Source organism: Shewanella sp. KCT (genome assembly GCF_007636505.1).
Lineage (GTDB): Bacteria > Pseudomonadota > Gammaproteobacteria > Enterobacterales > Shewanellaceae > Shewanella > Shewanella halotolerans.
This window is the reverse complement of the sequence record NZ_LVDJ01000003.1, coordinates 106,865-129,931: the sequence shown is the minus strand read 5'-3', so window position 1 is coordinate 129,931 and position 23,067 is coordinate 106,865. Positions and strand designations below refer to the sequence as shown.

Annotated in this window: 22 protein-coding genes; 4 read left to right on the top strand and 18 right to left on the bottom strand. The window is 52.8% G+C overall.

Annotated elements, in window-relative coordinates; all coding sequences use genetic code 11:
- Positions 1-121: 121 nt before the first annotated feature.
- The 15 genes from rnhB to rpsB form a co-directional block, all read right to left on the bottom strand.
- Positions 122-748 (bottom strand): ribonuclease HII, encoded by a 627-nt coding sequence (gene rnhB, locus AYI87_RS05545; RefSeq protein WP_144200313.1) that lies wholly within the window; start codon positions 746-748, stop codon positions 122-124.
- Positions 748-1,896 carry a lipid-A-disaccharide synthase gene (gene lpxB, locus AYI87_RS05540; RefSeq protein ID WP_144200311.1) on the bottom strand — a complete coding sequence of 383 codons (1,149 nt, stop codon included), beginning with the start codon at positions 1,894-1,896 and terminating at the stop codon, positions 748-750. Before lpxB ends, rnhB begins: the two co-directional genes overlap by 1 nt.
- Before the next feature lie 95 nt (positions 1,897-1,991).
- A complete protein-coding gene (gene lpxA, locus AYI87_RS05535; RefSeq protein WP_144200309.1) occupies positions 1,992-2,759 on the bottom strand; it encodes an acyl-ACP--UDP-N-acetylglucosamine O-acyltransferase in 768 nt (255 codons plus the stop codon).
- Positions 2,756-3,217, bottom strand: a complete 462-nt coding sequence (gene fabZ, locus AYI87_RS05530; protein ID WP_011866421.1) for a 3-hydroxyacyl-ACP dehydratase FabZ — start codon at positions 3,215-3,217, stop codon at positions 2,756-2,758. The genes lpxA and fabZ overlap by 4 nt, the downstream gene beginning before the upstream one ends.
- A 30-nt stretch (positions 3,218-3,247) precedes the next feature.
- Positions 3,248-4,273, bottom strand: coding sequence for a UDP-3-O-(3-hydroxymyristoyl)glucosamine N-acyltransferase (gene lpxD, locus AYI87_RS05525; protein ID WP_144200307.1), 1,026 nt, complete (start codon positions 4,271-4,273; stop codon positions 3,248-3,250).
- Between the two features lie 6 nt (positions 4,274-4,279).
- Positions 4,280-4,774 (bottom strand): OmpH family outer membrane protein, encoded by a 495-nt coding sequence (locus AYI87_RS05520; RefSeq protein ID WP_011866423.1) that lies wholly within the window; start codon positions 4,772-4,774, stop codon positions 4,280-4,282.
- 69 nt (positions 4,775-4,843) lie between these two features.
- Positions 4,844-7,327, bottom strand: a complete 2,484-nt coding sequence (gene bamA, locus AYI87_RS05515) for an outer membrane protein assembly factor BamA (protein WP_144200305.1) — start codon at positions 7,325-7,327, stop codon at positions 4,844-4,846.
- 31 nt (positions 7,328-7,358) lie between these two features.
- Positions 7,359-8,720 (bottom strand): sigma E protease regulator RseP, encoded by a 1,362-nt coding sequence (gene rseP / locus AYI87_RS05510; RefSeq protein ID WP_144200303.1) that lies wholly within the window; start codon positions 8,718-8,720, stop codon positions 7,359-7,361.
- A gap of 70 nt (positions 8,721-8,790) precedes the next feature.
- Positions 8,791-9,978 (bottom strand): 1-deoxy-D-xylulose-5-phosphate reductoisomerase, encoded by a 1,188-nt coding sequence (gene ispC / locus AYI87_RS05505; RefSeq protein ID WP_144200301.1) that lies wholly within the window; start codon positions 9,976-9,978, stop codon positions 8,791-8,793.
- A 2-nt stretch (positions 9,979-9,980) separates the two neighbouring features.
- Positions 9,981-10,838, bottom strand: coding sequence for a phosphatidate cytidylyltransferase (locus AYI87_RS05500; protein WP_144200300.1), 858 nt, complete (start codon positions 10,836-10,838; stop codon positions 9,981-9,983).
- A 20-nt stretch (positions 10,839-10,858) separates the two neighbouring features.
- Positions 10,859-11,650: a polyprenyl diphosphate synthase gene (gene uppS / locus AYI87_RS05495; RefSeq protein WP_144200298.1), complete on the bottom strand. Its 792-nt coding sequence runs from the start codon at positions 11,648-11,650 to the stop codon at positions 10,859-10,861.
- A gap of 81 nt (positions 11,651-11,731) precedes the next feature.
- Entirely contained in the window at positions 11,732-12,289 is a 558-nt protein-coding gene (frr, locus tag AYI87_RS05490) for a ribosome recycling factor (RefSeq protein ID WP_011866429.1), read from the bottom strand.
- 35 nt (positions 12,290-12,324) lie between these two features.
- Positions 12,325-13,068, bottom strand: coding sequence for a UMP kinase (gene pyrH / locus AYI87_RS05485; protein WP_011866430.1), 744 nt, complete (start codon positions 13,066-13,068; stop codon positions 12,325-12,327).
- A 133-nt stretch (positions 13,069-13,201) separates the two neighbouring features.
- A complete protein-coding gene (gene tsf, locus AYI87_RS05480; protein ID WP_011866431.1) occupies positions 13,202-14,050 on the bottom strand; it encodes a translation elongation factor Ts in 849 nt (282 codons plus the stop codon).
- A 119-nt stretch (positions 14,051-14,169) separates the two neighbouring features.
- The gene (gene rpsB, locus AYI87_RS05475) at positions 14,170-14,898 is read right to left on the bottom strand and encodes a 30S ribosomal protein S2 (protein WP_011866432.1); all 729 of its coding nucleotides are present in this window, start codon (positions 14,896-14,898) and stop codon (positions 14,170-14,172) included.
- Between the two features lie 234 nt (positions 14,899-15,132).
- Between rpsB and map the strand changes: the two genes are divergently transcribed.
- The 4 genes from map (at position 15,133) to AYI87_RS05455 (ending at position 20,045) form a co-directional block, all read left to right on the top strand.
- Positions 15,133-15,975: a type I methionyl aminopeptidase gene (gene map / locus AYI87_RS05470; RefSeq protein WP_260865088.1), complete on the top strand. Its 843-nt coding sequence runs from the start codon at positions 15,133-15,135 to the stop codon at positions 15,973-15,975.
- 81 nt (positions 15,976-16,056) lie between these two features.
- Entirely contained in the window at positions 16,057-18,630 is a 2,574-nt protein-coding gene (gene glnD, locus AYI87_RS05465; RefSeq protein WP_144200296.1) for a bifunctional uridylyltransferase/uridylyl-removing protein GlnD, read from the top strand.
- A 35-nt stretch (positions 18,631-18,665) separates the two neighbouring features.
- Entirely contained in the window at positions 18,666-19,490 is an 825-nt protein-coding gene (gene dapD, locus AYI87_RS05460) for a 2,3,4,5-tetrahydropyridine-2,6-dicarboxylate N-succinyltransferase (RefSeq protein ID WP_144200295.1), read from the top strand.
- A 210-nt stretch (positions 19,491-19,700) separates the two neighbouring features.
- The gene (locus tag AYI87_RS05455; RefSeq protein WP_144200294.1) at positions 19,701-20,045 is read left to right on the top strand and encodes a DUF3718 domain-containing protein; all 345 of its coding nucleotides are present in this window, start codon (positions 19,701-19,703) and stop codon (positions 20,043-20,045) included.
- A 110-nt stretch (positions 20,046-20,155) separates the two neighbouring features.
- Here AYI87_RS05455 and purU read toward each other — a convergent pair whose 3' ends face one another.
- The 3 genes from purU to AYI87_RS05440 are packed head-to-tail and all read right to left on the bottom strand — an operon-like array spanning position 20,156 to position 22,911.
- The gene (gene purU, locus AYI87_RS05450; RefSeq protein ID WP_144200293.1) at positions 20,156-20,989 is read right to left on the bottom strand and encodes a formyltetrahydrofolate deformylase; all 834 of its coding nucleotides are present in this window, start codon (positions 20,987-20,989) and stop codon (positions 20,156-20,158) included.
- A 33-nt stretch (positions 20,990-21,022) separates the two neighbouring features.
- Entirely contained in the window at positions 21,023-22,495 is a 1,473-nt protein-coding gene (locus AYI87_RS05445) for a PTS transporter subunit EIIC (protein ID WP_144200292.1), read from the bottom strand.
- Positions 22,447-22,911, bottom strand: coding sequence for a flavodoxin (locus AYI87_RS05440; RefSeq protein WP_144200290.1), 465 nt, complete (start codon positions 22,909-22,911; stop codon positions 22,447-22,449). The genes AYI87_RS05445 and AYI87_RS05440 overlap by 49 nt, the downstream gene beginning before the upstream one ends.
- Positions 22,912-23,067 lie beyond the last annotated feature (156 nt).

Here is a 23,067-nt window from a genome sequence, read left to right as displayed (position 1 = left end):
CTGATTTAGTTAGCTAATTTTCTAATATTTATACGGCGAACTATTCCCGTGAAAGAGTCGCCTTGAAAGAGTACCAGAGTCACACACAGGGCACCAGTCACTGGCGCCCACTGCAGACTGTTTAACAGGTGCCCAGGCGCTCCTTGACCGGCCTGAAACTCTTGCGGTGCTCGGCCAGCACGCCATGGGCCTCAAGCGCCTCGAAATGGGCCTTGGTGGGGTAGCCCTTATGCTTGGCGAAGCCATACTCGGGATAACGCTCATCCAAGGCTTCCATCTCTCTGTCGCGCACTACCTTGGCAACGATAGAGGCGGCGCTGATGGCCGGGATCAGGCCATCGCCCTTGATCACCGCATGCCCCTCCAGGGTCTCATCGGTAAAGTCCGGTACCCGATTGCCGTCGATCAATACTCTGTCTGGTCGGGCGCGCAGTCCGGCGACGGCGCGCTGCATCGCCAGCATGGTCGCGTGCAATATGTTGAGCTCATCGATCTCCAGCGGCGAGCAGCGTCCGACGCTGACATCCAGCGCCTTGGCGAGGATCTCCTCATAGAGAGCGTCGCGTTTCTTCTCCGACAGCTTCTTGGAGTCATTTAACCCCTCAATAGGATTGTTCGGGTCCAGCACCACGGCGGCGGTCACCACATCGCCCACCAAGGGGCCACGGCCCACTTCATCGACGCCAGCGTAGAAGCCGCAGCACAGTGCCTCGACCTGTTCGGCGGTAATTTGTTTATAAATAGCCACTATTTTGTCTCCACCAGCTCAATAACCGCCTGGGCCGCGCGCGCGCTGGCATTGCACCTTAGCTGTTGATGCAGCGTCATAAAGGTCTCCATCAGCGGCTGATGATCGCCATCGAGCTGATTGGACACGGCGTCGACTATCTTATCCGGTGTACAGTCAGCCTGGATCAGCTCAGGGATGATCTCCCTGCCTGCCAGCAAATTAGGCAAGGAGTAATGAGATATCTGCATCATTCCCTTGGCGATACGGTAGGTGATCGGCGATACCCGGTAGGCCACCACCATGGGGCGTTTCACCAGCATGGCTTCCAGGGTCGCGGTGCCCGACGCCAACAAGATAGCGTCGGCCGCGGCCATCACGGTGCGAGACTGTCCCTCGACCAGGTGTATGTCGAGATCCGGCGCATGGGTCTTGAGGGCCTGTTCAAACTGGGCCCGGCGCTTGGCATTAACCAGCGGAGTGACAAACTTAAGGTCCGGGTAACGCTGGCGTAATTTAACCGCCGCCTGCACGAAAGGCTCGGCCAGCTGCTTAAGTTCGCCGCCCCGTGAACCGGGTAAAATGGCGAGGTATTCGGCGTGGGGATCTAACCCCAGGGTCTCGCGGGCACTTAGCTTATCGCTCACCAGCGGAATATCGTCCGCGAGTGTGTGACCGACGAAGGTACAAGGCACATTATGCTTATCGTAGAAGGCCTTCTCGAAGGGCAGTAGCGACAGCACCATGTTGGTCGCCTTGGCGATCTTGAAGATCCGCTTGGGGCGCCAGGCCCACACAGAAGGGCTGACATAGTGAACCGTCTTGAGCCCCTGCGCCTTAAGCTTCAGTTCCAGGCCGATGTTGAAATCGGGGGCATCGATACCGATAAAGCAATCTGGCTTTAGGGCGGTCAACTCGTCGATCAGCGTTTTACGCACCTTAAGCAGGCGTGGCAGGCGCGATAGCACCTCGACCAGCCCCATTACGGCGAGCTCTTCGAAAGAGAACAGGGACTCAAACCCCAGGGCATCCATCTGCGGGCCGCCGATACCGACGAAGCGGGCATCCGGGTATTGCTGTTTCAAGGCCTTGATCAGGCCGGCACCGAGAATATCACCGGACAGCTCACCCGCCACCATGGCGAATACTTTTTGATTGCTCTGATTCATCTTCTGTTACTTGCTTACTGAAAATAAAAAAGCCCGTGAACACGAGCTTTTCTTCGATAGCTAAACCAATTAGCTAAACCGATTAAAGAAACCGATTAACGAATAATGCCTCGGCTCGAGTTGACCACAAAGTCCATCAGCAGCTTAACCTGCTCGTCCTCGGCATCCTCACCCAAGGCGACAACCGCTTCTTCTATGGTCAAGCCCTTACGATACAAGGTCTTGTAGGCGCGGCGCACCGCCAGTTGGCTCTCCTTGGAGAAGCCGCGGCGTTTCATGCCTTCGCTGTTCAGTCCTCTTGGGATAGCGGGCTGACCCGACGCCATCACAAATGGCGGCACATCTTGCAAGATCAGTGAATAACCAGCGGTAAAGGCATGGGCACCGATATGCACAAACTGATGCACACCCGTCATGCCGCCTAGGATCGCCCAGTCTCCCACATGGACGTGGCCGGCGATAGAGGCGTTGTTGGCCATGATCACATTGTTCCCCACCACACAGTCGTGGGCGATGTGCACGTAAGCCATAAACAGGTTGTTGGAGCCGATACGGGTCTCACTGTTATCCTGCACCGTGCCGCGATGTATGGTGACAGATTCGCGGATCACATTGTTGTCGCCGATGATCAGCCGGGTTGGCTCGCCAGCATATTTCTTATCCTGGCAGTCTTCCCCTACTGAGGCGAACTGAAAAATACGGTTACCCTTGCCGATAACCGTAGGCCCCTTGACCACCACATGAGAGCTCAGATGGCAGTCGTCGCCGATCTCGACATCTGGGCCGATGTAGGTCCATGGGCCTATGGTAACATTGTTACCGATTTTGGCATCTGGGTGTACAAATGCTAACTTATCAATCACTTGGCAATCTCTCTGCGGGCACACATGATCTCTGCCGAACAAACTAGTTCGCCATCAACCTTAGCTTCACCTGTGAAGACGCCAATCCCGCGGCGTTCTTTAATCATCTTAACTTCGAAATGAAGTTGGTCGCCTGGCTCGACCACACGCTTGAAGCGAGCGTTATCGATACCGGCAAAATAGTATAAGGCATCGTTAGATGGCTCATCGCTCATGGTTTTAAACGCTAACAGACCGGTCGCCTGGGCCATGGCCTCTAGGATCAATACACCTGGCATCACAGGAGCTACAGGGAAATGGCCCTGGAAGAATGGCTCGTTGATGGTGACATTCTTGATCGCATGCAGTGTTTCACCTGGCGTAAAGTCGAGGACTCTATCGATCAATAAAAACGGATACCTGTGAGGTAGGAACTTTAGGATCTCTTTGATATCCATCGTATTTAATTGATTTGACACTCAATAACTTCCTTAGCTGCCCTCGGGCAGTTAATCATCTGATTTAACGTTTTTTTCAAGCTGTTTGACGCGTTGGAACAGTTCATCAAGTTGTCGGAATCTGACGGTATTACGTCGCCACAACTTGTTTTCCATCGCAACGGTGGCAGAAGAGTATACACCAGGCTCGCGAATAACACTCGTCACATTGGTGCCACCCGAGATATGGGTACCGTCGGCAATCGACAGATGCCCTGCCACAGCGCTGCTGCCGCCTATGATACAGTATTTACCTATGGTACAACTGCCGGCAAAGGTAGAGCTACCAGCCAGCGCGGTGTTTTCACCCACCACCACGTTGTGTGCAAGTTGCACCTGATTGTCGATAATAACGCCATCGTGGATCTCTGTGTGATCCAGGGCGCCGCGGTCGATACTGGTGCAGGCACCGATCTCGACACGGTTACCGATACGCACCCCACCGGTTTGTGGGATCTTGATCCATTGACCACGCTCATTGGCATAACCAAAACCATCAGAGCCGATCACTGTGCCCGAGTGCACGATACAATCTGTACCCAGCTGCACGTCATGGTATAGGGTCACGTTGGCCCACAGGATGGAGTTTGAACCGACGATAACATCCTGACCAAGCACACAGCCGGGACCTATCTGAACATTCTCACCTAAGATGACGTTAGCGCCGATCACCGCATTGGCACCTATGGCGACGCCTTCACCCAACTGGGCACTAGGGTCGATAACCGCACTGAGGTGAATAGCCTCGGCGGCCTTAGGCGTGGTGTCGAGCAGCTGAGCGACTCTTGCAAACCCCACATAGGGGTCGGCCAACACTATGGCGTTGCCACTGTAATGTTCGGCCATCTTGGGCGAGAGCAACACGGCAGAGGCTGCCGTGCCTTCTAACTGACTCTGGTATTTGGGATTCGCCAGAAAGGAGATCTCCCCCGCCTGAGCCTTCTCCAGCGTGGCGACACGGTGAATAGTCACCGTCTCGTCACCCTTGACCTCGGCATTCAGATGGGCGGCGATCTCACTTAGGGTATAACTTGTCATCAATGCTTAGCCTTTGCTCAGAGCTTCAACCACTTTGCTGCTGATGTCTGATGTCGGCTTCACGTAGATCACGGCGCCGCGCTGTAGCACTACGTCATACTTCTCTTTCTCGGCGATAGCACTGATGGCTTTTTGAACCTTAACCAATAGCTTGTTTTGCTCCTCACCGTTACGACGACGCATATCTTCATCCAGCGCCTTACCCTTGAGCTGTAGCTCAGCCTTGAGAGACTCCATCTTGCGCAGCATCTCAGTCTTCTGAGTTTCGCTCATCAGGGCCGCGTCGCGTTGCTGCTTCTCTAGCATGCCGCGAAGCTCTTCCTGCATCTTCTGTACGCCAGCCACACGATCGCCGAATTCGGTTTTCAGTGTTTTGCTGACTTCTTCGCGCTGTGGTAGCTGCTCAAATACCGCCTGCATATCGACAACGGCGATCTTTTCAGCTTGTGCCGCGATAGGTGCACCTAACAAAACCAACACCATCATTGCGCGATTAAACATCTTATTCAAAATAAACTCCTTATAATCAGCAAAACTTGCCGATGACTTTTTATTTAAATTAGTTCTACTTTAGAAAGTTTTACCAATGTTGAACGAGAAGATCTCTGTGTCATCATCTTCATATTTTTTGATTGGCCATGCAAGACTAAATACCATAGGTCCCATTGGCGACAACCATTGTACGCTCATCCCCGCCGAGGCGCGGATACGTCCTGGGTCTGAATAGTCAGACAACTTGTCAAACTGCTCAGCCGGCAGGAAGCGATAGGCGTCATAGTCGAACTCGGTATCCCAAACGTTACCCGCATCGACGAAGAAGCTGGTACGAACCGAGTTAGTGTAGGCCTCATCCAGGAATGGGGTTGGCACTATCATCTCGACACTCGCCGTAGCGATGGCGTTACCACCGATAGAGCGACCACCGCTCACAGTGACACGGTTAGGATCCCCTGGCAAGGTACAAGTATCCCCTGCTGGATCTGGCGAGCACGGCTCACTACCACGATACAGGTAGAATGAGCGTGGGCCCACAGAGTTAGACTTGAAGCCACGCAGCGAGCTGCTACCACCTGAGTAATAGTTCTCCCAGAAAGGTAAGATCTGGTCATTGTCGTTGTACTGGCCATAACCGTTACCATAACCCAGACGCGCCTTGGTCAGGAGCACGAAGCTGTGGCTGCGGTTGATTGGCCAGTAGAAGCTGGTATCGAAATCTGTCTTAAAGTACTGCAGATCCGAACCTGGCACCGTCATCTTACCGCTCAAGCGCTGCGACGAACCATCGGTTGGGAAGGTGCCGCGGTTAAGCGTGCTGCGATACCAGCCGAGGGTCAGCTCGAAGTTATCGAACGACAGGTCGGCGTTAGGGTCGTTGGCATCACGATAGATGTTGTAGAAACGCAGGGCCTGCTCATAGGCCGAGATCTCCGAGATGCTGTTGTGGCGATAGCCGATACCACCGTTGATACGGTTGTATTCGTTGATCGGGAAGCCAGAGTTGACCGCAATACCGTAAGAACTGTTCTTATAGCGTTCGAGGTTCGCTTCCTGAGCGTCAAACTCGTTCCAGTAGATGCTACCACCCAGGCTCACGCCATCTTTGGTGAAGTATGGATCTGTGTAGTTGATGTTGACGTTCTTCGAGTACTTGTTGGTGTTAAGGTTGATACCCGCCTGGTTACCCGTACCCAGGAAGTTGCTCTGCTGCACACCAAACTGCAGGCTCAGGCCCGACTCGGTACCATAACCCACACCCGCGTTGAACGAGCCTGATGGCTGCTCCTTCACGGTAAAATCGACGTCGACCAGATCGTCTGTGCCTGGCACCTGAACCGTCTGGGTATCGACGGTTTCGAAGTACCCCAGGCGGTTAAGACGCGCTTTCGATTGCTCGACCTGGGCCGAGTTCAGCCAGGCGCCTTCCATCTGACGCAGCTCGCGGCGCATCACCTCATCTTTAGTGACCTGGTTACCGGTAAAGTTAATGCTACGCACATAGACGCGCTTACCCGGCTTGATGTTGACGTTGAGGGCGACCTCTTTGGTCTCATCATCGATCTCAGGATAGGTCTTCACCTCAGGGTAGGCATAGCCGAAACGGCCCAAATACTTGCCATACATCTCTTCAGTAAAGGTCACGTCTGCGCCGTTATAGGTATCGCCTACCTTGATCGGCAGAATCGCCTGCATCACCTCTTCGCGGCCCATGAGGTCGCCAGTCAGGTTAACTTCTTTAACCTTATACTGCTCACCCTCATCGACGTTGATGGTGATGTAGAGACCCTTACGGTCAGGGGTCATCGCCACCTGAGTCGAGGTCACCTCGAAACGGATATAACCACGGTTATGGTAGAAGGTCTTGATGGTTTCAAGATCGGCCTGCAGCTTCTGCTTCTGGTAGCGGCGCTCGCCGAAGAGATCCCACCAGGCCACATAGTCTTTCAGTTCCAGCATGCCGATCAGTTCGGCGTCGCTAAAGACAGTGTTGCCCACCACGTTGATCTGACGAATCTCTGCCGCCAAACCTTCGGTAAACTTAAACTTCAACTCGACACGGTTACGCGGCAGGTTGATCACCTGAGCCTCAACCTTGGCGCCATACTTACCCACGCCATAGTAGAAATCCTGCAGACTCTTCTCGATGCCGCTGAGCATGGTGCGATCCAGCGACTCACCGGCCTTGACGCCACTGCCGTCGAGACTCTCTTGCAGCTGCTCGTCTTTAATGTCCTTGTTGCCTTCGAAGGTCACTGTGCTGATGGTAGGCCTTTCTTTGACCGTCACCACCAAGACGCTGCCATCGCGGCTCACTTCGATATGCTCGAAGTTGGTCGAGGAATACAGGCTCTTGATCGCCTGCTGCAGACGCAGTTCGTCGACCGTGTCTCCCACCTTGATAGGAATATTCAACAGCGCCGCACCCAGTGCAACACGCTGCAATCCCTTAACCTGGATGTCGGTCACTTCAAAAGGCTGGAATGTATCGGCCCAACCCTTCCCTGATAAAGACGCACCGACTAATAACATCGAGGCAAAAATTTTATTCAATCTCATAGAGCACTTCTAATTATGTGTGTGTCCTTGCTCAGAGTCGGGAAAAATCATTGAAAAGGGCGATACTCATCAATATTAGCAGCAAGGCTGCCCCAAATCTGAATCCAATTTCCTGCACCTTTTCCGGTACAGGCCTGCCTGTGATCACTTCGATGAAGTAATATAACAGATGCCCGCCATCAAGCACGGGTAAAGGCAATAAATTAATAATGCCTAAATTCACGCTGATTAATGCCAGGAATCCCAAAAAGTAAACTAAACCATAGTTGGCGCTGTTTCCCGCGCCCTGAGCGATAGAGATAGGGCCGCTCAGGTTCTTCACCGATACGTCACCGGTAAAGAGCTTGCCGATCATCTTAATGCTGACCGATACAAGTTGCCATGTTTTATCGGCGGCGACCATGAGGGACTCGCCGACACCGTATTCCAGTTGCAGGCGCATCTCATCGGGCCAAGGCGCCTGGGTCGGTGCCACGCCAATCACGCCCTCAACCTTACCGCCGTCAATAGTGCGCGCCTTGGGAGTAACATTAAACTTGAGCTGCTCCCCGTCGCGTCTGATGGTCACGCTGAGCGGCTTATCGGCCGATGCCTTGATCTTGGCGGCAAACTGATCCCAATCACCATAAGATTTGTTATCGACGGCGACTAAGGTGTCACCTAGGCGCAAACCCGCGGCATAGGCGGCGCCACCTTCATCGACAAAACCCAGCTTAGGCGTGACGGCTGGCCTAAAGACATTAAGGCCCAGTGAAGTAATGGGCGACTCAGTCTCAGGATTAAACTTCCACTTGCGGGTATCTAACTTATAGGTGCGCTCCTCGCCCATCACGCCCGACAAAGGCGCCAGGGTGACGTCGATGGCATCATCGCCTATGTGACCGACCAAGGCGTAGGTCACCTCTTCCCAGTTACGCACGCTGCGATCGCCAACGGCAATCACCTGCATCGGCTTCTTGACCTGAATCACCGCCGCCGGCGAACCGGACTGTGTCGATTCGATCACAGGTTTAATCGAGGGCACGCCGATAAGGTACATGATGTAGAGGGCGAAAATGGCAAACACGAAGTTGGCCATGGGGCCGGCACCGACGATGGCGATGCGCTGCCAGACAGATTTACGGTTGAAGGCCTGGGGCTTTAGCTCGTCGGCAACGGTATCGACCCGTTCGTCGAGCATCTTCACGTAGCCGCCAAGGGGGATCATGGCCACCACGTACTCGGTACCATCGGCACCAATCTTGCGCCAAATGGCCTTACCGAAACCGATAGAGAAACGCTCAACTTTCACGCCGCAGCGTCTGGCCACCCAGAAGTGACCATATTCATGGGCCGTGATGAGAATTCCAAGGGCGATAATGAATGAGCCCAAGTTCCACAAAAAGTCTAGCATTCCTCTCCTTATCTCTGGTTATCTTTGCTTACGTAAGCCACGAAAGCCTTAAAACGAGCTGGCGCGAGCCTTACAGCTTGGCGACCCGCTCCTGCGCTGCACGCCGTGCCAGGCCGTCCAGCGCCAAAATATCTTCTATGGTGTCTAAGCTACGCTGCTCGACATGACTCAGGCAATACTCGTTTACCCGTGCGATATCGGTAAAACGTATCAATCCTGCCAGGAAGGCCTCGACCGACACTTCGTTGGCCGCGTTCAATACCGTGGTGGCTTCCTGTCCCTGCTCGCAGGCATCTATGGCCAACTTCAGACAGGGGAAGCGATTAAAGTCGGGTTCAAGAAAGCTTAACTGTCCGACTTTGAAAAAATCTAAAGGTTCAACGCCCGCCGAAATTCTTTGTGGATAGGCCATGCAGTGCGCGATGGGGGTGCGCATGTCTGGGTTGCCCATCTGGGCCAGCACGCTGCCGTCCTTATACTGCACCATAGAGTGGATCACGCTCTGGGGATGCACTACCACCTTGAGTTGCTCTTTCGTGGCATTAAACAGCCAACGGGCCTCGATATACTCGAGCCCCTTGTTCATCATGCTGGCAGAATCGACCGAGATCTTACGCCCCATCGACCAGTTAGGATGTTTGCAGGCCTGATCCGGCGTCATCTGACTCAAACTATCGAGATCTGAGGTGAGAAAAGGTCCGCCCGATCCGGTCAACAGAATATGAGAGATACCGGCACCGGCCAGATCGCAGGCACCAATGGCTTGCTGGGCAGGCTCTGGCAGACACTGGAAGATGGCGTTGTGCTCACTGTCTACAGGTAACACCTTGGCGTTTGAGCCCTGCATCGCATCGATAAACAGACGACCCGACATCACCAGCGACTCTTTATTGGCCAGCAGCACCCGCTTACCCGCCTTAACCGCCGCCAACGTTGCTGGCAGGCCAGCCGCACCGACGATGGCCGCCATGACGCAATCCACCTCGGGCAGCGCGACGATGGCCGCCAGCTCATCTTCGCCCGAAGAGACGGCAATCGCCAAGTGCGCCGGCAAACGCCGCTGCAACTCGGCCGCCGCCTGTGGGTCGACCATGTGAGCTATCGATGGATTGTACTTGATACACAGGTCGAGCATCTTATCGACACTCTTATGGGCGACCAGGGCAAAGGCTTTGTAGGCCTCAGGATTTTGCTCGATAACGCTCAGGGTACTGGCGCCGATAGAACCTGTGGCGCCTAGAATCACCATTTTCTGCATGGTTACATCCAAAATGCGATATAAATTAGGGTAAAGATGGGCAGCGCCGCCGTCAGGCTATCTATGCGATCAAGCACCCCGCCATGACCCGGCAATATGGTGCCCGAATCTTTAATGTCGGCCACACGCTTAAACATACTTTCCGATAGATCCCCAAGGGCCGAGACCAGAGCGACAAACAGGGTCACGCCGATCACGAGTCCCAGCTCCTGCTCTGGCGAGACCATCATCACGCCCGCCACGACCACCATGGTAGTCACCAGGCCACCGAGTAGCCCCTCGACGGTTTTCGCCGGGCTCACGTTAGGCATCAGCTTGTGCTTGCCCAGGGCCTTACCGGCAAAATAGGCGCCAGAATCGGTCGCCCACACGGTCAGCATCACCAGGAACACTAAGGCGCCGCCATAGTATGGCATGCTCGCTGTGCTCAGGGCCTTTAGCGCGATCAAGGCGGTAAAACAGGGCACTAAGGTCAGCTGACCAAACATGGATTTCAGCATGTGGCTCTTACCCCAGAGGGCAGCGCTTTTAGGGTAGCTGAGTACCAGGAGTAACGAGATGGCCCACCACATGGCGCCAATCAGTGTGATAGCCAGATAGACAGGATGTAGCTGTCCCTTAAACCAAACCTCTTCGGTGGGCACCAGGAGGTTTAACGCCACCAGCAAGATGCCTATGGTCAGGGTGAAACTCCACTGGGTCACATTACAGCGCTTGTCTATGATGCGTCCCCACTCTTTGGCGGCGATCAGGAACACAGCCACCAAAGCCCATGAAAAATACTCCACAGGGAAAAAGAAAATGGCTCCCATCACCAATGGGATCAACCATACTGCTGTTATTATTCTATGTTTTAGCAAAACTTTCCCTCTTAAATTTATTACTCAGCCTGCAAAGTCTCAATTTGAGAACCCGTCAATCCAAAACGGCGCTGCCGGGTAGCAAATACGGCTACCGCATCTTTAAAGGCCTGTTCATCAAAATCTGGCCACAACACATCAGTAAACACTAACTCTGCGTAAGCCGCTTGCCATAACACAAAGTTACTAATGCGAAAATCGCCACCGGTGCGAATCATTAAATCAACTTCCGGTTGATTTTGCATGCTTAAATGCTGACTTAGCGCCTCCTCGGTGAACTGACTGCTGGTCATTTCGCCAGATTCCACCTTTTTGGCTAAGGTTTGCGCCGCCTGCACTATGTCCCAGCGACCGCCGTAGTTGGCCGCCACATTGAGGATCAAACCATCGTTGTTGGCCGTCTTCTCCATCGCCGCGGCGATCTGCTTTTGTAAGCGGGCAGAAAAACGACTGATGTCCCCTATGATGTTGAGCCTTACCCCGTTTTTATCCAGCAGTTTTATTTCTCGTTGTAAAACGGTGAAAAACAGCTCCATCAAGAGGCTGACTTCTTTCTCGGGTCTGCGCCAGTTTTCACTGGAAAACGCAAACAGGGTTAACGAACCTATCCCCATCTCACGCGCCATACTCACCGCGCGACGAACAGTCTTTACACCGGCCTTATGGCCCACTACACGGGGCTTGCCCTGTGCCTGTGCCCAGCGCCCGTTGCCATCCATGATGATCGCCACGTGCTTGGGAATAGACTGTTTTACCAGCTCTGCGAGTGCTTCATTAGATAACTCAGAGCCAGATTGAGATTCGATTGACATCTATTACAACCCTTAAAAATAGCAAACGCCGTGTAGTATACCCCTACACGGCGTGCGAACTCTAGTAACGAAACAGGGAGATTAGACTTCCATCAACTCTGCTTCTTTTGCCGTCAAGATCTCATCGATCTGCTTGATGTGAGCGTCAGTAAACTTCTGAATCTCATCTTCAGTACGGCGTACATCATCCTCGGTACACTCTTTCTCTTTCTCTAGCGCTTTCACGTCAGAGTTAGCGTCACGACGTACGTTACGTACGGCGATACGACCGTTTTCAGCCTCGGCACGAACGACCTTGATCAGGTCCTTACGACGCTCTTCGGTCAGTGCTGGTAGTGGAATACGGATAGTCGTACCGGCAGACATAGGGTTTAGGCCCAGATCTGAACTCATGATCGCCTTCTCAACCGCTGCAATCATAGTGGTATCAAAGACAGTGATTGCCAGAGTACGAGAATCTTCAATAGATACGTTACCTACCTGCTTAAGCGGAGTTGGCGTACCATAGTAAGGCACCTTGATCGAATCAAGCAGACTTGGGTGAGCACGACCGGTACGTACTTTAGCCATTTGATTCTTAGTCGCTTCAACACACTTCGCCATACGGCTCTTTGCATCTTCTTTGATTTCGTTAATCACGTTAAATATCCTTAAATTCGTTCGTATCGGGTTATTTATTCGGCAGTCTTACGGCTACTTCTAATAAGCGTACCTTCATGGTCGCCCATGATAACACGTCGTAGCGCACCAGGCTTGTTCATATTAAACACTAAGATAGGCATATCGTGATCTCTTGCAAGGGTAAATGCCGCAAGATCCATCACTTTCAATTCTTTTTCCAGGACTTCGCCATAACCCATCTCGTCATATTTTACCGCTTCTGGGTTCTTGACTGGGTCATCTGAGTAAACACCATCTACCTTAGTGCCCTTGAGTACCACTTCGGCTTCGATCTCGATACCGCGCAGGCAGGCGGCAGAGTCTGTGGTACAGAAAGGATTACCCGTACCGGCGGCGAAGATCACCACGCGGCCAGATTTAAGCAGGCTAATCGCTTCGGCCCAGTTGTAGTCGTCACAGACGCCTTTCAAGGGGATGGCCGACATCAGGCGGGCATTCACATAGGCTCTGTGCAGCGCATCGCGCATCGCCAGACCATTCATTACGGTTGCCAACATGCCCATATGGTCGCCCACCACACGGTTCATACCGGCTTGTGCCAGGCCTTCACCACGGAATAGGTTACCGCCACCAATCACAACACCTACCTGAATACCAAGCTCAACCAGCTCTTTAATCTCTTGTGCCATGCGATCTAGCACCTTGGGATCGATGCCAAAGCCCTCTTCGCCCATCAGGGCCTCGCCACTCAGTTTGAGAAGAATACGTCGAAAAGCAGGTTTTGGATTTGTGCTCATAGTTGTTTATCCTGATAAATGCCGATGGGTAACGTGCCAATTATATAGAAAAAAAAGCGCTGTGCAGCAATCTAATTGGCATAATAAAACCGCAGCGAATGCTGCGGTTTTTAGGGTATCTTACAACTGGCGATTACGCCTTAGAAGCGGCGATTTGCGCTGCTACTTCAGCGGCAAAATCTTCTTCTTTCTTCTCGATACCTTCACCAACTTCTAGACGAATGAAGTTAGTTACTGTAGCGCCTTTCTCTTTAAGGATTTCGCCAACAGTCTTCTTAGGCTCCATGATGAAAGCTTGACCAGTCAGAGAAACCTCACCGGTGAACTTCTTCATACGGCCAGCAACCATCTTCTCAGCGATCTCTTGAGGCTTGCCTTCGTTCATCGCGATTTCGATCTGAACGGCTTTCTCTTTCTCAACAACTTCAGCTGGTACGTCTGATGGGTTAACGTATTCTGGCTTAGAAGCAGCAACGTGCATAGCAACGTGCTTCAGAGTCTCTTCGTCAGCTTCACCAGTTACAACAACACCGATACGGTCGCCGTGACGGTAAGAAGCTTGGCTAGCACCATCGATGTACTCAACGCGACGAACGTTGATGTTTTCACCGATTTTAGCAACTAGCGCAACACGAGTTTCTTCGAACTGAGCTTGTAGGTCGGCAATAGATACTTTGCCAGCTGCAGCAACATCCAGAACTTCGTTAGCGAAAGCCAGGAAGTTAGAGTCTTTTGCAACGAAGTCAGTTTGACAGTTAACTTCTAGAAGTACTGAGAAACCTTCGCCTTGCTTGATCAGGATAGTACCTTCAGCAGCGATGTTACCTGCTTTCTTAGCAGCCTTTGCAGCACCGCTCTTACGCATGTTTTCAATCGCTAGCTCAATGTCACCATTGGTTTCAGTTAGCGCTTTCTTACAATCCATCATGCCAGCGCCAGTACGCTCGCGTAGTTCTTTAACTTGGGCAGCAGTAATTGCCATTGTTAAATCCTCTATAGGTAACTCTACAAATCAAATGTGAAAAAACAGGGGCCTTAGGGCCCCTGTTCACCAATTATCTATCTTGGTTAATAAGGGCGATGAAATTCATCCCGCCTTTATTATTCAGCTTCTACGAAACCGTCTTGCTCAGCTTGTACCGCTAGGTCTTGACCACGACCTGCTTTAGCAGCCGCTGCTACTGACTCAGCATACAGACGAATTGCACGCATAGCGTCATCGTTACCAGGAACGATGTAGTTGATGCCGTCTGGAGAAGAGTTAGTATCAACAACAGCAACAACTGGGATACCTAGGTTGTTAGCTTCTTTAATAGCGATATGCTCATGGTCAGCACCGATAACGAAGATAACGTCAGGTAGGCCGCCCATGTTCTTGATACCACCAAGAGACTTTTCTAGCTTCTCAAGCTCACGAGTACGCATTAGCGCTTCTTTCTTGGTCAGCTTGTCGAAAGTACCGTCTACAGACTGGCTCTCAAGATCTTTTAGACGCTTGATTGATTGACGAACTGTTTTCCAGTTAGTCAGCATGCCGCCCAACCAACGGTTGTCAACGTAGTATTGATCACAAGAAATAGCAGCTTCTTTGATCGCTTCGCTTGCAGCGCGCTTAGTACCAACGAAAAGTACTTTACCTTTCTTAGATGCTACGTTGCTGATGAACGCTAGTGCTTCATTGAACATAGGCACAGTGTGCTCTAGGTTAATGATGTGTACACCGTTACGAGCGCCGAAGATGAAAGGCTTCATCTTAGGGTTCCAGTAACGAGTTTGGTGACCGAAGTGAACACCGGCCTGAAGCATGTCGCGCATTGAAACTGTAGTCATTTTTTTACCTTAAAAAATTGGGGGTTAGACCTCCACGCATCCCATATCTCCGACCTAAATAGGCACCCCGAAGAACGTGTCGATACGTGTGTGATTTAGTATTTAGTCATAGCCATGTATAATGGCCGCCACATTCGCTCAAAGATGGGGTCATAATGAACCTCATCGGCAAGAGTCAAACATAACGGCGCGCTTTATACCATAATATCGGCGCCAACACAAATTTTTAGCGCCTTGAGGCGCCCCAAATTCGACTACCGACACAACAGAGAAAGCTTAATGAGTATAGTGATAAAAACAGCCGAAGAGATCGAAAAAATGCGCGCGGCAGGCAAGCTGGCCGCCGAGGTATTAGAGATGATTGCCCCCCATGTTAAGGCCGGGGTAACCACAAACGAACTCAATGATATCTGTGCAAAATATACCGAAGAGCAAGGCGCAATTTCGGCCCCGCTGGATTACCATGGCTTTCCTAAATCTATCTGTACTTCCATCAACGAAGTGATCTGCCACGGCATTCCAAGCGATCGCGCCCTGAAAGATGGCGACATTATCAATATCGACATCACAGTGATCAAAGATGGTTACCATGGCGACACCTCTAAGATGTTCCTTATCGGTGATGTTAGCGCCAAAGATAAGCGCCTGTGCCGCGTGGCTCAGGAGAGCCTGTATGAGGCGATCAAGAAGGTGCGTCCAGGCATGAAACTGGGCGAGATCGGCACCATCATCGAGAAATATATCAAGAGCAAGAAAACCGGCTTGGAAAAATACAGTATCGTCACCGACTACTGTGGCCACGGCATCGGCGCTGGCTTCCACGAGGAGCCACAGGTGATGCACTACAAGAACAATGACAAGACGCTACTGCGTCCTGGCATGTGTTTCACCATAGAGCCGATGATCAACGCCGGTCGTCACACCAGCGTACTGGACAAAGACGACAACTGGACTGTGACCACCTCTGACGGTAAAAACTCGGCTCAGTGGGAACACACTTTGCTGATCACCCCAACGGGTGTAGAGGTGCTGACCCTGCGCGAAGAAGAAAACTTCCCCCGCATCATCAACCACTAATCGCACACGCAGCTAAATTGTGGTTTACTCCCATAGCAGGCCATCCGGCCTGCTATGCTCGCTCTGAGGTTAAGGACTGCAATGAACACTGCGCTAACAGCTAAGAACGCCCTAAAACAACAAAATCAAGAACTCCTAGAACGTTTCAGCGCCGGCGAATCTGTGACCGCCCTGGTCAGCCAACGCTGCCGTTTCGTCGATGAACTCCTTATTGCCCAGTGGCAAGCCCATCAGCTCGATACCACGCCCGTGGCGCTAATCGCCGTCGGCGGCTATGGTCGGGGGGAACTGCATCCCCAATCCGATGTGGACCTGCTGTTTCTTATCCAAGGGTCGCTCGAATCCAACGACGAAGCTAAACTCAGTCAGTTTATCGCCTTCCTCTGGGATGCTGGCCTCGAGGTGGGTCACAGCGTCAGAACAATTGATGAGACCATAGCTCAGGGCAAGGCCGACATCACCATCGCCACCAACCTGCTGGAAGCCAGATTACTCTGCGGCCCCCAGGCGATGTTTAATACTCTGTATGACAAGGTGCGTGAAGGCGATTTCTGGCCCGCCAGCGACTTCTTTGTCGCCAAGCGCGATGAGCAGGTGACGCGCCATGCCAAGGCCAGCGCCTTCGATCTCGAGCCTAATCTCAAATCCTGCCCGGGCGGTCTGAGAGACATTCAGACCATTACCTGGGTCGCGATGCGCTACTTCGATGCCAGCTGCGCCGAAGAGCTGGTCGCCCACGGCTTTCTGGAGCAGGATGAACTCGAGGAGCTGCTGGAGTGTCAGGGTTATCTGTGGCAGCTGCGCTTTGCCCTGCACCTGATCTCGGGGCGCGACGAGAACCGCCTGCTGTTCGACCTACAGCGTCAGGTGGCGGAGCTGCTCGGCTACAAGGATGAGACCCAACTTGCCGTCGAGCAGATGATGAAGCGCTACTATCGCACGGTGCGCCGGGTGATGGAGCTCAACCAGATGCTATTGCAACTCTTTAAGCGCGCCACCCTGGGCCACACCAAGGAGCTGGAGATCCAGCCCATAGACGAGGATTACCAACGCCGCGGCAGCTTTATCGAATCCCTGCAGGCGGATCTGTTCCATGACCCGGTAGAGATCATGCGCCTCTTCCTGCACACGGCGCGCAACTCTAACATCAAGGGGATCTACGCCCCTACCCTGCGCAGCCTAAGGCGCGCCCGTCGCGCCCAGCAGACGCCGCTGATGGAAAATGAGGACTGCCGCAAGGTGTTCCTGGAGATCTTGCGACACCCAAGGGGCATAGCCTCTCTCTCCCTGATGCACCGCCACGGCATACTGTCGGCCTACCTGCCTGCCTGGCGCAACATCGAGGGGCAGATGCAGTTCGACCTCTTCCACGCCTACACGGTCGACGAGCATACCCACAGACTGCTGCTCAACATCGACAGATTCTCACAGACGGAGCAAAAGGATGAGTTCCCCTTAGGCTCCATACTGATCAATCAGCTGCCGAAGAAGGGGCTGCTGGTGCTTGCGGCCATCTTCCACGATATCGGCAAGGGACGCGGCGGCGATCACAGTAAACTCGGCGCCGTGGATGCCCAAGAGTTTTGCGATCTGCACGGCCTCAACAAGCATGATGGTCGCCTGGTGAGCTGGTTAGTGGAAAACCACCTGGTGATGTCGGTCACCGCCCAGCGCCGGGATATCTCGGATCCCGATGTGGTGGCCGAGTTTGCCGACAGGGTGCGCGACGCCGTGCATCTTAGCTACCTCTACTGCCTCACGGTCGCCGATATCTGCGCCACCAACGAGAAGACCTGGAACAACTGGAAGGGCTCGCTGCTGCGGGATCTCTACTTCTCCACCCAAAGGGTGCTTGCCCGGGGCAAGGAGAAGCCGGTGGATATTCGCGCCCGCGTGCGCGAGCATCAAGGCAAGGCGAAGAAGGAGCTGCTGCGCCGCGGGATCAAGGAGAAGAGTCTTGATACCCTGTGGCAGCGATTCAAGGCCGACTATTTCCTGCGTCATCAGCCCAATCAGGTGGCCTGGCACGCCGAGGCGATACTCAAACACAAGCACGATGAGGCCTTGGTGTTGATCTCCAAGCACACCACCCGCGGCGGCACCGAGCTGTTTGTCTACAGTCAGGATAAGCCTAAGCTGTTTGCCACAGTGATGGCCGTACTGGATAACAAGAATATCAATGTCCATGACGCCAGCATCATGACCTCAAAAGATGGCTACGCACTGGATTCTTTTGTCATTTTAGAGCAAGATGGCAGCCCGGTGTCGCAGATCTCCCGCATCCAGGGGATCAAGAAGGCACTGGTGAAAGCCTTAAGCAATGACACGGCGAAATTGCCGAAATTTAAGAAGCTGCCGCGTAAGATGAAACCTTTCAGGGTACCGACCCTGGTAAGCTTCCTGCCGGCGCGCAAACAAGGCACCAGCATGATGGAGCTGATCGCCCTGGACAGCCCAGGATTATTGGCCAAGGTGGGTGACATCTTCTATCGTTGTGAGATCACCCTGTTAGCGGCGAAGATCACCACCATAGGCGAGCGCGCCGAAGATTTCTTTATGTTGCAGACACAAGATGGGCAGCAACTGAACGAGACACAACAAGAGGCGCTCAGTGAAGCACTGGTCAAGGCGCTCGATACGCAAAACCAAGTTTAATCAACAGACAAATTTATGATAATTGGGAGACGTTAATGGAGGCTTTACGCCAACGTATAGAAGCAGCTTTTGAAGCTCGCGCAGAAATCACCCCTACCACGGTCGAGCCGAGTGTTCGCGCCGACGTTGAGAAAGCCATCGCCATGCTAGACACAGGTGAAGCGCGCGTCGCCGAGAAGATCGACGGCCAATGGCATGTACATCAGTGGCTAAAGAAAGCCGTATTACTCTCTTTCCGCATCTTCGACAACCAGGTGATCGACGGCGCGGAAACCAAATTCTTCGACAAAGTACCGATGAAATTTGCCGACTATGACGAGGCACGTTTCAAGCAGGAAGCGATCCGCGTGGTACCACCTGCCGCGGTGCGTAAAGGCTCTTTCATCGGCAAGAACACAGTGCTCATGCCGTCTTACGTTAACCTCGGCGCCTATGTCGACGAAGGTACCATGGTAGACACCTGGGCGACCGTAGGTTCTTGCGCCCAGATTGGTAAGAACGTGCACCTTTCAGGCGGTGTCGGCATCGGCGGCGTGTTAGAGCCGCTGCAGGCGGGCCCTACCATCATCGAAGACAACTGCTTCATCGGTGCGCGCTCAGAGATCGTCGAAGGCGTAGTGGTCGAAGAAGGCAGTGTTATCTCTATGGGGGTATACATAGGCCAGAGCACCCGCATCTATGACCGTGAAACCGGCGAGATCCACTATGGCCGTGTGCCAGCGGGTTCGGTTGTCGTATCAGGTACCCTGCCCTCTCAGTGTGGCAAGTATAACTTATATGCCGCCATCATAGTGAAGAAGGTCGATGCCAAGACCCGCGGCAAGGTAGGTATCAACGAGTTACTACGCATCGTCGATTAATCCCTGTCACACCCCAATCTTAAAAAGCCAGGTATTCACCTGGCTTTTTTACCTCTAAAGGGATATCCAGACATATTCTGTTACTCCCAGACATAGCCTGATCCACTCCTCACATACCGATACATTTCGCGACAAATAGCTAACAGCTTTTCGCTAAATAAAGGGCTTTACTCATAGTCGATCCCAACAGAAATATGCTAGGAGCACAAAATGAGAAAGTTACTAACGATTGCCGCCATCGCATTAGCCCCACTGGCTTTTTCTTCTCAAGCCGCCATGTCGCCTCAGATGGAAAAAACCTTAGTTGCCGTATGCAAAGCCGGCGCAAGCAACAGCATTATTGAATTTAACGGTACGATGAAAGAGTATCGCATCAACAAACAGCGCGTCTTCCCACGCCTAGTTTGCAATGATCAGAGCTTCCATCAATTCGCCCTGAGCAAAGGCGCCGATCGCACTGCCGCTAAGATTGAACGCTACAGCTTAGGTACAGTGACTATTAAAGATCTCGCCATGAACTATGGTGACGAAGAGACTTTAGCCGTTAACTTCTAAGTTAATAAGCTTGGGCATTAAGCTGACCTGCAGCTTAAAAACCAATAAAAAAGAGCCTATAGGCTCTTTTTTATTGGTCATGGAAAAATGGAGTGCTCCATAATTGCAAGCTAGAAGACCACAGTCTTATTACCGTAGACGATCACCTCTTCCTGCAACACCAATTGCAACGCCTTACTCAGCACACTCTTCTCCACATCCCGGCCACACCTGGCCAGCTCCTCGGCGCTGTAACTGTGATCCACAGGGATCACATCTTGCTTGATAATTGGCCCTTCATCCAGGCAGTTGTTTACAAAGTGGGCCGTGGCGCCAATGATCTTCACCCCACGCTCCCACGCCTGACGATAGGGCGAGGCGCCGATGAAGGCTGGCAAAAACGAGTGATGGATATTGATGATACGGCTTGGATATTGCTCAACAAACTCTGGGGTCAGCACCCGCATAAATTTCGCCAGCACAAGATAATCAGGGTCATGTTGCGCAATCACGGCTAACATCTCCTGCTCATGCTCATGACGCGTCTTACCCTCATGAGAGACACAATAGAAAGGCACCTCAAACTTATCGGCAAGCGGCTTGAGGGTGTCGTAGTTACCGACGATAGCGGCGATCTCCACATCCAGGCCACCATAATAGGCCTTCATCAGAATATCCCCGAGGCAATGGGCCTCCTTGGTCACCATCACCACCACACGCTTCTTGCCCTTGACCACCAGCTTACGATGACGCTGTTCAGGCAGCACCTCATCGATATCGGCCAAGAACTTTGCCTCATCGAACACCCCCTCCAATTCGGTGCGCATGAAGAACCGCCCCTGAGCATTGTCGACAAATTCACTATTCTTAACGATATTGAGCCCGTGGGCATAACAGACACCCGTGATCTTAGTGATAAGTCCTGGTGCGTCGGCACAATCTGTGATTAATACTCTCTGTTGCATCTTCTCTACCTCTAAATGTCTAACCTTTCAATTTCACGATTTGTGCCTATCTAGATAGCGCTGCAATAAGCGCCTGATACTCTCCGCTTTCGTGCCATAAACCAACTGAACGCCGTTGCCAACCAATACCACGCCCTTGGCGCCCAGCTTGTTGAGCTGGGGCTTATCCACCAGCTCGGCATGTTTCACGCTGATACGCAGTCGCGTCAGGCAGGCGGTTAACTCATTGATATTATCCTGTCCGCCCAACGCGGTGATCATAGAGATCAGCCCGGCCCGCTGGCCGCTGCCCGCCTCCATGCGTCCCGGCGTCTTGAGGTTAAACGCCAAGATGGCGCCGCGAAACACCAGATAATAGATAACCGCCGTGATGGGGCCAAGGATCAAAAACCATTCTACATTTCTGGACTGTCCCAGCAATAGACTGAAATCGACTAAGCCATGGGAAAACACTACGCTATGGTGGATATCGAGCGAAATCGTCACTGCATAGGCGATCCCCGTCATCAGGGCATGCAGAATAAACAGCAGCGGGGCGACAAACATGAAGGCAAATTCGATGGGCTCGGTGACCCCGGTCAGCCAACAGGCAGTAGCTGCCGACAGCATGATCCCGGCGACCCGGTTGCGCTCATGTTTATCGGCACAGCGCCAAATAGCCAGCGCGGCCGCCGGCAGGCCCCACATCTTTATTAGATAACCACCAGCCAGATTACCTGCCTGTGGGTCGCCGGCCAGATAGCGGGCCACTTCGCCTCTGACCCATTCATCGCCATTGAAATACTGCCCCATCTCAAGGTAAAAGGGCGCATTCCAGATATGATGCAGCCCAAGCGGGATCAGTAAGCGTTCCACCATGCCATATACGGCAAAGGCCGAGGCGGGCTCCTGATAGACGGCCCAGTTAGAGATCTGCTCGATCCATATGGATAGCAAAGGCCACAGGAGCAGAAACAGGTAGGCCAGCAAGATAGCCATTGGCAGCATTAATAGTGGCGCCGAGCGGCGCCCTTCGAAGAAGGAAAATACCGCCGGCAGGCGTATACGCTCGCTGTGCTTAACCGCCAGACAAGTGAACGCCCCTACCATCATGCCACCGGCAATGCCTGTGTCTATGGTGGCCTGCCCCAAGATCATCTCGGTCGGCAAATGATAGATCTTCGCCAGCGCCGACAGGCTAGAGAAGAAGACCCCATAGCCGAAAACCGCACTGAAGGCGGCGATCCCCTGATCTCGACAGAAACCTATGGCGATGGTGACCGCAAACAGCATGGGCATCATGGAAAAAACCAGGTTACCCACGGTCCACATGAGTGTGGCGAGATCCGCCGAAATAAAAGGAATGGGGTTGGTCGCCAGGCCAATCATTACCCCCGCCGCGGGCAAGATGGCGATAGGCAACAGCAGGGCCTGGCTCAGCCGCTGGGCAAACTTAAACCATTGACGACTGATCCGGCTCAGTCGGCCGCGTGGTCGTTGATAAGTTGGGTCCATTGGGTTAACCATGCTTTTGCTTCTACTTCCGGCTCCATCGTCTCACAGGCATCTATCTTAAGCAGTTCGCCTATGCGCGTGCCGCCAAGCTCAGTTAACAACTCATCGAAACGTATACCGGCAAAACAGAAGGTCTCGTAGCTCGAGTCCCCCAACGCTACAACACCATATTCCAATTTTGGCAGGTAAGGCGCCTCACCTCTGAGGGTCTCAAACCAGGGGCTGATATCATCGGGCAGATCGCCCTGCCCCGTGGTAGAGGTGACCACCAGCAGCAACTCATCCTCGGGCGGTACGAAGCCGTTGAGGGTCTCTGGCGTCATCAGAGTGACCTGGATATCTTTGGCCATCAGCTCTTCTTGCAGGGTCTCGGCAACAAACTGTGCATTGCCATAGACAGTTCCATATACCAGATTCACTTTTCTCATGTTTTACTTAGCCCTTAGCGCATTAATTACTTATACTCTAAACATACTTTATTGAAAGCTTGATAGCTACACTAGGTTATTGAGTTTCAAGGATCAATTCGATGCGACACTCGAGCCGACAGAAACATCTAAAGCATGTTCACCGCAGCGCGCATA

Excerpts from the sequence above, each read along its gene's own strand:
- AYI87_RS05455 (WP_144200294.1), top strand. The coding sequence starts at position 19,701 with ATGAGAAAGTTACTAACGATTGCCGCCATCGCATTAGCCCCACTGGCT.
- pyrH (WP_011866430.1), bottom strand. The coding sequence starts at position 13,068 with ATGAGCACAAATCCAAAACCTGCTTTTCGACGTATTCTTCTCAAACTG.
- glnD (WP_144200296.1), top strand. The coding sequence starts at position 16,057 with ATGAACACTGCGCTAACAGCTAAGAACGCCCTAAAACAACAAAATCAA.
- AYI87_RS05520 (WP_011866423.1), bottom strand. The coding sequence starts at position 4,774 with ATGTTTAATCGCGCAATGATGGTGTTGGTTTTGTTAGGTGCACCTATC.
- AYI87_RS05440 (WP_144200290.1), bottom strand. The coding sequence starts at position 22,911 with ATGAGAAAAGTGAATCTGGTATATGGAACTGTCTATGGCAATGCACAG.
- uppS (WP_144200298.1), bottom strand. The coding sequence starts at position 11,650 with ATGTCAATCGAATCTCAATCTGGCTCTGAGTTATCTAATGAAGCACTC.
- dapD (WP_144200295.1), top strand. The coding sequence starts at position 18,666 with ATGGAGGCTTTACGCCAACGTATAGAAGCAGCTTTTGAAGCTCGCGCA.
- rseP (WP_144200303.1), bottom strand. The coding sequence starts at position 8,720 with ATGCTAGACTTTTTGTGGAACTTGGGCTCATTCATTATCGCCCTTGGA.
- ispC (WP_144200301.1), bottom strand. The coding sequence starts at position 9,978 with ATGCAGAAAATGGTGATTCTAGGCGCCACAGGTTCTATCGGCGCCAGT.
- rpsB (WP_011866432.1), bottom strand. The coding sequence starts at position 14,898 with ATGACTACAGTTTCAATGCGCGACATGCTTCAGGCCGGTGTTCACTTC.
- lpxD (WP_144200307.1), bottom strand. The coding sequence starts at position 4,273 with ATGACAAGTTATACCCTAAGTGAGATCGCCGCCCATCTGAATGCCGAG.
- lpxB (WP_144200311.1), bottom strand. The coding sequence starts at position 1,896 with ATGAATCAGAGCAATCAAAAAGTATTCGCCATGGTGGCGGGTGAGCTG.
- AYI87_RS05445 (WP_144200292.1), bottom strand. The coding sequence starts at position 22,495 with ATGGTTAACCCAATGGACCCAACTTATCAACGACCACGCGGCCGACTG.
- purU (WP_144200293.1), bottom strand. The coding sequence starts at position 20,989 with ATGCAACAGAGAGTATTAATCACAGATTGTGCCGACGCACCAGGACTT.
- tsf (WP_011866431.1), bottom strand. The coding sequence starts at position 14,050 with ATGGCAATTACTGCTGCCCAAGTTAAAGAACTACGCGAGCGTACTGGC.
- bamA (WP_144200305.1), bottom strand. The coding sequence starts at position 7,327 with ATGAGATTGAATAAAATTTTTGCCTCGATGTTATTAGTCGGTGCGTCT.